13 protein-coding genes are annotated in these 11756 nt (G+C 49.2%); 10 read left to right on the top strand and 3 right to left on the bottom strand.

All coding sequences use genetic code 11. From position 1 onward, the window contains the following. Positions 1–46: 46 nt before the first annotated feature. Positions 47–556: a TIGR02652 family protein gene (locus tag AC5JLB_RS12690; protein ID WP_495692773.1), complete on the bottom strand. Its 510-nt coding sequence runs from the start codon at positions 554–556 to the stop codon at positions 47–49. 97 nt (positions 557–653) lie between these two features. On the opposite strand from AC5JLB_RS12690, the gene AC5JLB_RS12695 reads away from it, so the two are divergent. Both AC5JLB_RS12695 and AC5JLB_RS12700 read left to right on the top strand, forming a co-directional pair. Next, complete coding sequence (locus AC5JLB_RS12695) at positions 654–1208, top strand: gamma carbonic anhydrase family protein (RefSeq protein WP_495874192.1); 555 nt, start codon at positions 654–656, stop codon at positions 1206–1208. A gap of 89 nt (positions 1209–1297) precedes the next feature. Beyond that, positions 1298–1420, top strand: coding sequence for a photosystem II protein Y (locus tag AC5JLB_RS12700; protein ID WP_495874193.1), 123 nt, complete (start codon positions 1298–1300; stop codon positions 1418–1420). Between the two features lie 166 nt (positions 1421–1586). Here AC5JLB_RS12700 and AC5JLB_RS12705 read toward each other — a convergent pair whose 3' ends face one another. Further along, a complete protein-coding gene (locus AC5JLB_RS12705) occupies positions 1587–2111 on the bottom strand; it encodes a DUF2808 domain-containing protein (RefSeq protein ID WP_495874194.1) in 525 nt (174 codons plus the stop codon). An 857-nt stretch (positions 2112–2968) separates the two neighbouring features. Here AC5JLB_RS12705 and AC5JLB_RS12710 point away from each other — a divergent pair. The 5 genes from AC5JLB_RS12710 to AC5JLB_RS12730 all read left to right on the top strand — a co-directional run bounded on the left by AC5JLB_RS12710 (position 2969) and on the right by AC5JLB_RS12730 (position 9326). Continuing rightward, positions 2969–3901 carry an alpha/beta hydrolase gene (locus AC5JLB_RS12710; RefSeq protein ID WP_495874195.1) on the top strand — a complete coding sequence of 311 codons (933 nt, stop codon included), beginning with the start codon at positions 2969–2971 and terminating at the stop codon, positions 3899–3901. Between the two features lie 87 nt (positions 3902–3988). After that, positions 3989–5698, top strand: coding sequence for a phosphatidylglycerol lysyltransferase domain-containing protein (locus AC5JLB_RS12715; protein WP_495874196.1), 1710 nt, complete (start codon positions 3989–3991; stop codon positions 5696–5698). Between the two features lie 267 nt (positions 5699–5965). Then, the gene (locus AC5JLB_RS12720) at positions 5966–7054 is read left to right on the top strand and encodes a 30S ribosomal protein S1 (RefSeq protein ID WP_495874197.1); all 1089 of its coding nucleotides are present in this window, start codon (positions 5966–5968) and stop codon (positions 7052–7054) included. A 200-nt stretch (positions 7055–7254) separates the two neighbouring features. Further along, positions 7255–8949, top strand: a complete 1695-nt coding sequence (gene hflX / locus AC5JLB_RS12725) for a GTPase HflX (protein WP_495874198.1) — start codon at positions 7255–7257, stop codon at positions 8947–8949. After that, positions 8946–9326, top strand: a complete 381-nt coding sequence (locus tag AC5JLB_RS12730) for a 2OG-Fe(II) oxygenase (RefSeq protein ID WP_495874199.1) — start codon at positions 8946–8948, stop codon at positions 9324–9326. The genes hflX and AC5JLB_RS12730 overlap by 4 nt, the downstream gene beginning before the upstream one ends. Positions 9327–9334: 8 nt before the next feature. Here the strand turns inward: AC5JLB_RS12730 and AC5JLB_RS12735 are convergent, their stop codons facing one another. Then, complete coding sequence (locus AC5JLB_RS12735; protein ID WP_495874200.1) at positions 9335–9865, bottom strand: hypothetical protein; 531 nt, start codon at positions 9863–9865, stop codon at positions 9335–9337. A 344-nt stretch (positions 9866–10209) separates the two neighbouring features. On the opposite strand from AC5JLB_RS12735, the gene AC5JLB_RS12740 reads away from it, so the two are divergent. The 3 genes from AC5JLB_RS12740 to gshB all read left to right on the top strand — a co-directional run bounded on the left by AC5JLB_RS12740 (position 10210) and on the right by gshB (position 11729). After that, entirely contained in the window at positions 10210–10344 is a 135-nt protein-coding gene (locus AC5JLB_RS12740; protein WP_495874201.1) for a 2OG-Fe(II) oxygenase, read from the top strand. A 36-nt stretch (positions 10345–10380) separates the two neighbouring features. After that, positions 10381–10644 (top strand): glutaredoxin 3, encoded by a 264-nt coding sequence (gene grxC, locus AC5JLB_RS12745; protein ID WP_495874202.1) that lies wholly within the window; start codon positions 10381–10383, stop codon positions 10642–10644. A 122-nt stretch (positions 10645–10766) separates the two neighbouring features. Further along, on the top strand, positions 10767–11729 hold the full coding sequence (gshB, locus tag AC5JLB_RS12750) for a glutathione synthase (protein ID WP_495874203.1): 963 nt from the start codon (positions 10767–10769) through the stop codon (positions 11727–11729). The last annotated feature ends 27 nt before the right edge of the window (positions 11730–11756 follow it).

The raw sequence follows: 11756 nt of genomic DNA on the forward strand, positions 1-11756 counted from the left end.
CCCCAAAATTCTTCTCGTTCATCCCTCATCCCTCTCTTCTCTCTCTTCACTCAAACAACCGAAAATACGGATACCTCACTGGCGCACCCGGCTCTTTCTCCAAGTCAAAATTAATCACGTCCCAACACGGCTCCTCTTTCGGATCGGGACTAAACTCGACTGGCAATCCATAGAGCCTCGGCTTTGGCGAATCGTTCTGTCCCCGCCACGGCGTACTGCGCTCCAGATAGGTGCTAATCAACTCCTTATAGCGCTGAGCAATCACAACTCGCGTTGCTCGATAGCCCTGCGTGTAAAGCCGGTCGAGCGCTTCATGAATCTCAAAGCGAATGCCATCTGGATGAGTGTGTTGCCGATACCATTCGTCCTTCCAAAGCCGCCAATGCCGCCCCGATTGCAAATGAACAAGCTCTGCCGTATCAGGACTCGCTTCAAACGCGCCATGACGAGGACATAAATAGGTATCCGTTAAAGTGAGCGCCGGAATCGTCTGACGACAGTGCGGGCACTGGATTTCGGGTCCGAAAATGGGATATTGGAAACTGGAATTGATCATGAAACGCGAACGCTCAAAGTTTGTGTATGCGCCTGCCCTCGTGAAATCATTATAACTGCGATAATTTTCTGCTCCCCTAGAATCATTCTCAACCCTAGTGAATAATCCCAATCCATTTCCAATCCCAACGCCACCATTCTGGACTCAGCCCGACCTCTCTCAAGCTGCCTTTGTCGCCCCAAATGCTACGGTAATCGGCTGGATTGAAGTGGCAGCAGGGGTTAGCATCTGGTACAACGCCGTCCTTCGCGGCGATGTCGAACGCATTTGTTTAGGCGCAAGTACCAATATTCAAGACGGAGCTATTGTGCATGGTGATCCTGGCAAACCCACCGTTCTTGAAGATTTCGTTACGGTTGGGCATCGCGCTGTGATTCACAGTGCCCATATTGAGCGAGGCAGCTTAGTGGGCATTGGCGCGATCGTACTCGATGGCGTCCGTGTCGGGGCGGGCAGTATCATTGGCGCAGGCTCAGTCGTGACAAAAGATGTACCTCCGCGATCGCTCGTCGTCGGCGTTCCTGCCAAACCTCTGCGCGATCTTTCCGATCCCGAAGTTGTTCATCTGATCGAACATGCCCAACAGTACGAAAAACTGGCCCTCGTCCACGCTGGCAAAGGCACAGATCTAGGCTTTCATGTACAAATGTAACTAACCTGAGAAGACTACTTTGAAAATGTCACCAAATGCGATAGAAATTAAAGAATAATGAACACCCTTAATGAGGAGAAAGCACTAGTATGGATTGGCGCGTATTGGTGGTGTTGCTGCCCGTTTTGTTAGCCGCAGGTTGGGCAGTCTCTAGAATTGCTCCAGCCGCGATCGCCCAGATCAAGGGCTTTCTTGATAGAAGACAAGCTTAAGCAATTTCAGATTTAGTGTTACGTTAACCGACCCTTCTAAATTTAGAAGGGTCGGTTTTGTTTTCGGTAACATTTGTTTTCGGTAACAAGCGTGAGAGGAAAAACGATGCTTCTCAATCAGCCCTTGGGCTAACCTGATCACACCCATCGCTAAAGCACCAGACAGTTAGCGAAATCTGAAAAAAGAATTGGGTCCACTGTCATAAATATTCAAACGTCCGAAGCCGAGGAATTGACCATGAGACTTCTCTCCGGGTGGAAACGCCGTCACGCCGAATAGATAGACCCCGCCATAATCTGGATTCGAGCGGGGAGAGAGTGCGATCGTCACCGTCTTACCCGCTGCGATCGGTGGGTTAAACGTCACGGTCACCGCTTTTGTTTTGGGGTCACTCGTCGTCGCTTGGATCGGTAACGTTGCCCCTAGACGTCCTCGCTGACCCTCAAAGGCTTTTGTCTCATCGATTGAAAACCTGACAGTATCCACATTCTCATCTTGTGCGATCGTCACTCTTTGCAATGGCTCTCCCGAATTTTCAGGAATCGTCAGCGTGAAGTAATAGGTTACCACCCATGCCCGGACATAGTTTTGAGTCGTCGAGGCTCCTTCTAAGCGAGGCGGCGATGTAAAGAAAACAGTTCCATCGGATAGCTGAACGGCTCGAGCAGAAACGCCGCTTAAAACAGCCATACTAATCATTCCAAGAGAGAGAAATCTTCCTTTCGTGAGGGCTTTCATTCTTATGTATTAGTTGAGGTAAAAATACTCAGTTTTCTTTATGATACAAACTCGATTGACTTCACCGTGCCTTGAAGAGATTCGTCACACAACGTCTGTTGGGCTACATCATCTTGATCTAGATCTATTTCTGTCTTTTAAGCTATTTTTAACTTCTGTTAAGTTGAATCTTTCTCTATTACAACTCGCTCCATAAGTAGGTAGGCGAGATTAAACGTAAGATAAAGGAGATGCTAAATCCTTCACTCTGCTTGAGCCAATGCCCGCCCCTTTACGAATCGTTCTGAGCGAGGAATCCGACCGGACGCTCCAGGAATTGCGAGTTGCGCCGAAGGTCGCGCAGCAGATCAAAGACCGCGCTCATATGATTTAGCAATGGCGGTAATCAGAGGAATGGAAGCACGGAGTCAAACGGGAGGATACTCACTTGAGCGTTTTCGGTTTAAATCCGCCTAGCTACTTACAGGATTTGACTCAGTGATTTCATCATTTGATTCTCAATTTCACACGTTTGATCTTTGATTTCAGACATTGATCCCGCGCTATCTATCCACTGAATGTGACAGGAAACAACTGCGACATTTGAAACCTATAGCTTAAGGAACGGATACGGGTAAAGCTCAACCGGAAGTGATCTGTTACATCCGCTATGACATCCATTGCCAATGAAAAACCTTTGCGTAAGTCCTGATTCAGTTAAATTCGTCTCTTCAATGCGAATTACACACTACATCATCAGTAAACTCTACATTTTCGTCAGTAGATAGATATGATACCGTACCCAAATCAAGTTTCCCTGTCAAAACCCAATGCGGCTTAAGATCAATCGACGCCAATCGATACTAACTGCTAGCGCGATCGCGCTCACCTCAATTAGCGCTGCTGTCGGCTGGTATGTGTTTATTGCAGGCGCTCCGCAACTCGATCCGCCGCCCGCAGAAACCGCAACCGGACTTCAATTTCAAATTAAAAGTTTTTACAGCGACGCAATGGGCGAAACTCGTCGCTACGGACTTGTGTTACCACCTGGATACGATCGCCACCCCGACCGACGCTATCCAGTCGTTGTCTTACTACACGGCGGACACGGCGACGAATGGGACTACGAGAAAAAAGCGCGACTCACCTCGGTATTGCACGATCTTTACGTCAAAAAAGCCTTTCCGCCCTCAATCATCGTTACGCCCGACGGTAGCGATGATCGCGGCAGCAGTCCATTTTGGGATCCAGACTATTACGACGGTGAAAACGGCAAAGTCGCCACGCTGATCGGCGTTGATCTCGTTAAGGAAATAGAATCGCAATACCGAACACAGATTGAACCCCAATTTTGGGCAATGGGAGGACTATCTTCTGGAGCGTGGGGCGCACTGAACATCGGCTTGCGATATCTCAATGAGTTTCATATTTTCTTTAGTCACACTGGCTATTTCAAAGATGAAAGTGGCGATCAAAACAGTCCGTTGCTGTTGATCGATCAAATTTCTCCCGAAGAGCGACAAGATCTGCGAATCTATCTCGATGCAGGAGAGGCAGACGAAAAATTCTTAGACGCCACGCAAGAGTTTCATCAAGCCCTCGATCTCATAGGCATTCAGAACGAGTTTCATGTCTTTCCGGGTGGACACGGCATTGTCGGTCAAGATGTCGGTTGGAACTATTGGCATCGCCACCTAAAAGATTCGTTACGCTTTGTTGGAACTCAGTTTAGAATGGCTCAGCGAAAGCAGGGCGCAAATTAATATGTTTAGCGAATTAATCGCGCTCCACCGCTATTTTTGAAAAACTTTATTTTTTGAGAAAACTTGATCGCAAGCTGCACAGATGGAATGAAACAGCGAAACCGGACTGATACGCTCTCTCGTCGAAGCCGACTGGGGTTATGGATCGCGACAGTGCTAACCGGGGTAACAGGGTTGGTCAACTTACTTTCGGCTGTGACGCCGAGTGTTCCCAGGCGATCTGCTTTGCTGGGGCTGTTTCTCCCGTTTTCTGTGCAAGCAGGAGGACATTTGTTTGCCGCCCTCTCTGGATTTGTCTTAATTACCTTGGCGGTGAACCTAGCTAGACGAAAGCGAATGGCTTGGTATATTACAGTCATTCTATTGGGACTCTCGATCGTCAGCCATTTGATCAAAGGCTTAGATTTTGAAGAAAGTACGCTCGCGATCGCGCTTCTCGCCCATCTGTTTTTGATCCGCAGACTCTATACCGCTCAATCCGATCCTCCATCGAGCGCTCAAGGCATTCGCATTCTGATCGTTGCCGTTCTATTTACCCTAGCGTACGGAACCGCCGGATTTTATATCCTTGATGGCTATTTCAACGTCAACGGCACTCCGGTTAACTTTAGTTTTAAAGATTCGATTCTCCAAACCCTAGCGATATTCTTTACAGCAGACAACGCTGGATTAGAACCAAGGGGACGGTTTGCGCTTTTCTTCGCCAATTCGATTTATGCAGTCGGAGCCATTACCTTAACCTATGCGTTACTCATGGTCTTGCGTCCTGTGTTGCTGCGCGGCGATCCGGCAACGTTAGTTGATCGCGATCACGCGCGATACATTATTGACGAGCACGGACGGTCTTCTCTAGCACGCTTGGCACTGCTGCCTGACAAATCTTACTATTTCAGTCCGTCGGGTCAAAGCGTTGTGGCGTATGTTGCCAAAGGTCGAGCCGCGATCGCGCTCGGCGATCCGATTGGCCCACTGGACGATCGATGGGAAACGTTGAAGGGGTTTCAATACTTTTGCGATCGCAACGATTGGTTTCCCACCTTCTACGAAGCGATGCCCGATCAATTGCCACTTTACAAATCGTTTGGCTACCGTTGGGTGCAAATTGGCGAAGAAGCGATCGTCGATCTGCACGCTTTCAACCTCAAGGGAAAAGCCAACCAAGATTTTAGAACCGCCATCAATCGATTCACCAAAGCCGGATATCGATTTCAAGTCTACGAACCCCCGATCGACAGCACTCTAATTGATCGATTAAAGCCTGTCAGTGATGAATGGCTGCAACTAAAGCAAGGATCAGAAAAGCAGTTCTCGATCGGATGGTTTGACCAAGATTACTTGCAGCAGTGTCACATCGCCGTACTCTACAACTCCAACGGTAAAATCATTGCTTTTGCCAATTTACTTTCAAAATATCAACGTCACGAAGTCACCATTGATTTGATGCGCCATTGCCACGACGCCGAAAAAGGCACAATGGATTTTCTGTTTGCATCACTATTACAGCACTTCCAGCAAGCCGGATACGACAGCTTTAATTTCAGCTTATCCCCTCTTGCCGGAGTGGGAGAATCACCGGGCGCTCATCGAGTCGAGAAAGGATTGCACTACTTCTTCGAGCATCTTAATCAGTTCTACAACTTTAAAGGACTGCATCAATTTAAAGAAAAATTTCGCCCCCAGTGGGAACCGCGCTACTTGGTTTATCCCAACGTCACAACACTGCCCGATATTGCCGTAGGACTCGTCCGTGCCGATTCGGGCGATCGCTTACTCGACTACTTAAAGCCAGGAACCTAATCTGCCTCACTTCTACAACTGGGAGAAATTAAGAAAACTCTGATTTCAAAGTACCGATCGCGCCATTCAATAACTCTCTCTAAGAAGTCAAACGCCCTGTGTTATGAGAGAGAGATTGAGCTATCATAAGAATTCTGAACTCACTAATCCGTCCAAACCGTTCCTTAGACCCTAAGGAATGAAGGTGTAGGCTGCACATTTTCCGGATGTGCATACGCATCAGCAGGAGGCGATTTTTTTACGGAGACAACCAGGAAAACAATTAGCATGGTCAATCAGAACACAGTAGCTATGGATGTCGGTTTTACCCACGAAGACTTTGCGGCTTTACTAGACAAATACGACTATCATTTCAGTCCGGGAGATGTCGTCGCCGGAACCGTATTTAGCCTAGAGCCGAGAGGTGCGCTGATTGACATTGGTGCTAAGACGGCTGCCTATATTCCAATTCAAGAAATGTCGATCAACCGCGTGGACAACCCCGATGAGGTGTTGCAATCCAACGAAACGCGGGAGTTCTTCATCTTGGCTGACGAGAATGAAGACGGACAGTTGACGCTCTCGATTCGCCGGATTGAGTATATGCGGGCATGGGAGCGGGTTCGCCAACTCCAAGCCGAAGATGCTACGGTGCGATCGATTGTATTTGCCACCAACCGAGGCGGAGCGCTGGTTCGCATTGAAGGACTGCGCGGCTTTATTCCTGGCTCTCACATCAGCACTCGCAAGCCGAAGGAAGAATTAGTCGCTGAAGAGCTACCGCTCAAGTTTTTAGAAGTAGACGAAGAGCGCAACCGTCTTGTTCTGAGCCATCGTCGGGCGCTGGTTGAGCGTAAGATGAACCGTCTGGAAGTTGGCGAAGTCGTGATCGGCACGGTGCGCGGCATCAAGCCTTATGGTGCGTTCATTGACATCGGTGGCGTTAGCGGTTTGCTGCACATTTCTGAAATTTCTCACGATCACATCGATACGCCCCACAGCGTGTTCAATGTGAATGACGAAGTGAAAGTCATGATCATTGATCTCGATGCTGAGCGGGGCCGGATTTCGCTCTCGACGAAGCAGCTTGAGCCAGAACCGGGCGATATGGTGAAGAACCCAAGTGTGGTGTACGAGAAAGCCGAGGAAATGGCAGCGAAGTATCGCGAAACGGTGATGCAGCAGCAACAGGGCGGAGCACCGGCTGCGGTTGCAGAAGCTCCACCTGCGATCGAAGCACCTACAGAAGAGGAGGAATTAGAAATTCCTTCCGCTGTTGAGGAGCCGGAAATTCCTGAAGCCGTTGAAGAGGCAGCCGTTGAAGAAGCGCCTGAAGCGACTCCAGAAGCAGAGTTAGCGCCTGTCACTGAAGAATAAATCGCAACTCTACAAAGCGATTAACACTGTAAGAGGGAGCCATCCCTCTTTTTTTGTGAACTGATTCAAAGCACCCCGATTGGCTCTACTAGCTTCAAAAGAGCGCATGTTGTAAAGATCTAATAATTCTCCGATGGAAAGACAGAACCTTGTTTAGTCGGAATCTGGAGATCTAATATAGAGACAGTAGCGTTAGGCAAGTGATCCTTATCGAAACGGTTTACGGTCATCTTCAAGGTCTCAAATCTAGTCAGTTAAAGCAGTTGCAGCGCTTGTACCATCAGCGTCTACCTGGCGATCGCATCACCACGCCAGAATTCGCCCAGCGCCTCGCTGCCATCAGTACAGACTTGAACCAGCCTGTCTGTGCTTATATCAATCGACGCGGACAAGTGATTCGCGTTGGCGTCGGCACCCCTAGGCAAACCCAGATTCCGCCGCTAGAACTCCCTCGCTACGGGGCAGAGCGTCTGTGCGGTATTCGCTGTATTGCGACTCAACTCAAACAAGATCCGCCTGGAGAGTCAGCGCTGACCGCTATGGCAATTCAGCGACTTGATGCTCTTGTAGCGCTAACTCTTACAGGTGGCGGTTTCGAGCGGCGCGGCGGTGGCGTCACCGGATATGTGAAAGCGGCCTACCTAGCGCATTTGGTTCCCCACCCAGAAGCCAACTGGACGGTTTCGCCTGCCCTTAGTCTCGATATCATCGCTAATCAAGATTTTCTAGACCTAGTTGAAGGACTAGAGGAAGAATTTCAGCGCGAATCGGCCGGGCAACAGGTGGATGGCGATCATGATCAGGTGTTGGTCGTAGGGGTGCAGACGGCTAATCTATCACCACAGCGCTTTGAGGATGGTCTACAGGAATTGGCTCGGTTGGTGGATACCGCAGGCGGAGAAGTGCTACAAACGTTGAAGCAAAAACGTCCTCGTCCTCATCCTCAAACAGTAGTCGGCGAAGGAAAAGTGCAGGAAATTTCGCTCACGGCACAGACGATCGGGGCAAATTTGATTGTCTTTGATCGTGACCTGTCACCGGCGCAGGTGCGAAACTTGGAGACTCAGATCGGCATTCGAGTTGTCGATCGCACTGAAGTGATTCTCGATATTTTTGCTCAACGAGCGCGATCGGGGGCGGGTAAACTCCAAGTCGAGCTAGCTCAATTGGAATACATGCTACCCAGGCTTGCAGGACGCGGACAAGCCATGTCTCGATTAGGCGGCGGCATCGGCACCAGAGGCCCAGGAGAGACAAAACTTGAAACAGAACGAAGAGGTATTCAGCGACGCATTTCGCGGCTTCAGCAAGAGGTGGATCAGCTCCAGGCGCACCGTGCGCGGTTGCGGCAACGTAGGCAACATCAAGAAGTTGCCTCGATCGCGGTGATTGGCTATACCAACGCTGGTAAATCTACATTGCTAAATGCGTTGACCAATGCAGAGGTCTATACCGCCGATCAACTCTTTGCTACGCTCGATCCAACGACTCGGCGGCTGATGGTTTCCAATCCAGAAACCCACGCGTCAACGTCGATGCTGCTCACGGACACCGTAGGATTTATCCATGAGTTGCCGCCTTCATTGATGGATGCGTTCCGCGCCACATTAGAGGAAGTCACCGAAGCTGATGCCTTGCTGCATGTGGTGGATCTATCCCACCCAGCGTGGCAAAGTCAGATTCGAGCAGTGATGCAGATTTTGTCAGAAATGCCTATTTCTCCTGGGCCAGCCTTGGTTGCATTTAATAAAATTGATCAAGTCGATGGGGCAACCCTAGCGATCGCACGGGAAGAATTTCCTCAAGCCGCGTTTATTTCAGCTCACGAGCGGTTGGGCTTAGAAACGCTGCGGCAACGGCTCTGTCAATTGGTTAGCTATGCAGTATCCACATGAGCGTGATTCAGGCGGCGAAGTATCTTCAACTGGATCAGTTTCTGAACCCATTGAGGCTGCCAACGTTGCAGGGCACTTCACGTCTGCTCGATTATGTGTTGCATCAGGAATCCAACTTTGTCCCAACTACCACCTCAACGGGTGAAACGGACTACCGAAAATCAAAAATTCTCTACGAGTTTCCAGACTTATCTCAGTGGATGGTGCAACAGGTAGAAGCGGTGTTGCCGACTGTTTTTACTCAGTTGAACCATCCGCCCTTTCAGGTGTCGCAGATCGAGATTCAGCTAACGGCGCACAATAATGGCCACTATTACAAAATCCCCAACGACAATGGCAGCGCTGAAGTGGCCCGCCGAGAACTATCGTATGTGTAATAGATCGCTCAGGCCTTCTTCGCTCCTGCTCCGTGTAAAACACCGATAGGTGTCTGAAAACCAGGTACAAGAACCATCTTGTACCGTTCAGCCTTCCAATCAGCTCTTAACTGCTCATCAGAGGGCACTTCAGAATCTCCCTCTGGATCAGAACCAAGATTGAAAGCCAACAAATAAACAGTCCATATTCCAGAATTAACAGCAACTTTCTTCATGGGCTCATTCAAATCCAGCAAACTCGTGATCCCAATGTTGCCGGAATCTATTACTAAGGGTAAGGCAATTACTTTTTCTGCTTGTCCGAACTCAGGTCTTTGTGCTGAGGAATAGACCTCCATCCAATGGTTATTCAAATGAGCAGCAGTCCCAAAGCAAATCGTTTTTCCATTGGTGATGTAGCCTTGTCCATAACTACCAAGGTCTGAACGGTTATCATCAGGCTCGGAGTAGAAGCTTTCAGGACACGGATCAGTCCCACTGTCATACACAAAAAACTGGTAATGGTCAGCATCGATTCTAAATTCTGTCAGTAATCTCATACGTTCATTCTTAGCTAATGCTAGCTGTGTTGTGGGCAGTGATGTTGACAGAGCGACTGACCGCGATGTTGAAACTAATCCAAATACTGTCGTCCCCAGTCCTGTTAACGTCAACAGCTTGCGCCGCTTCATATTCTTAAACTGCCTAGTAAGGGGTGTTAAAACACTGTTTGGATAACATTACGGTAACTTGATGCTGAGCACTGAACCTGTAATCTCCACTAAAACTAAATCATTGGACTTTTTCCGCATATTACCCTCGGTAGGAGGATTACCAGGACACTTTCCGTATATTTTTAAGAATTGGGGTAGAAACCGGATGGTACGAGTCAGCAGAAACGTCGGTGACCATTGAGCCGCGCAATAACACGATTGTCTTCTTCCCAAGCTATTATCTCCATGAAGTCTTGCTAGTGCTGTGCCCGTCCCGCGCCTTTGCCCAAAGTCGGTTCACGCTAAATGGTTGGATCTGTCATTAGCGCTTAAAATTTAAGAAATATTACTATTGAAAGACTATGGCTCCTACTGTTGAAATCTACATCTGGAGTACTTGTCCCTTCTGCGTCCGGGCGAAAGCATTGCTCGATCGCAAAGGCGTTCAGTACACCGAATACAATCTAGATGGCGACGAACCTGGACGCATGAAAATGGCGGAGCGCTCAGGTGGACGGCGTTCTGTCCCACAAATTTTTATCAACGATCAGCATATTGGCGGCTGTGATGATATTCATGCCCTCGATCGGGCTGGAAAACTTGATGCACTGCTGCAAGCAAGCTAAAGCAATTTGCGGTCAAAAACGGTTTCTCGTTGGCAACAGATGGGCGAGCAGGTCAGTCTTGCTCCGTTACATCCGCTGCGAAATCTGCTGCCAGCCGAATTCAACACCTTAGGACATTACTCGTGAAATTTGCATTCATCATCGATCCGATCCATCGCCTCGACCCCACTCATGACACCAGCGTGGCGTTTATGGAAGCTGCTCAAGAGTTAGGGCATGAAGTGTGGGTGACGCAACTCGATCGCTTAAGTGTTGTCAGCGGCAAGGCGTGGGCATTGCTCGAACCCGTAACGCTGACCCCTGTGACACTAGGTGAAAATCGATGGGTCGCGATCGCGCAGTGGTACTCGATCGGAGAAGCGCTATTTCAACCGCTCGAAGAGATGGACGTAGTGTTCATGCGAAAAGACCCGCCGGTCGATGAGGCGTATCTTTTTGCCACTTATATTTTGGATTACATTGACCCGGCAAAAACTCAGGTGGTCAACTCGCCTAGAGGCATTCGAGCCGCCAATGAGAAAATGTATGCCCTGCAATTTACGGATGCGATTCCCGATACAATCGTCACCCAAGATAAGCAGGTGATTCGTCAGTTTTTAGACCGCGAGGGAGCGGCAGTGCTGAAGCCACTCAACGGCAAAGCGGGGGAAGGCATTTTATTTTTGCAGCCGGGTGATCGCAACTTCAATTCATTGATCGAAATTAGCACTCAGCAAGGGAAAGTGCCAATCATGGTGCAAACCTATTTACCCGCCGCTAAAGATGGTGATAAACGGATCATTCTGCTGAATGGAACGCCGATCGGAGCCGTTAACCGAATTCCCACAGGCAATGAGTTTCGAGGAAATATGGCTGTGGGAGGCCGCAGCGCCCAAACCGAAATTAGCGATCGCGATCGCAAAATCTGTGCGATGTTAGCTCCCGCACTACAGCGCGATCAACTCACCTTTGTTGGCATCGATGTAATCGGCGGCTATTTAACCGAGGTGAATGTGACCAGTCCAACGGGCGTGCGAGAAGTTGATCGGCTTGATGGCAGCAAATTGGGGCATCAGGTCATTCAGCAGATTGCGCAGCCGCATTAGGGCAGCAAATCTTTCTCAGATGGTTTA

The sequence above is a fragment of the Myxacorys chilensis genome (genome assembly GCF_059505265.1).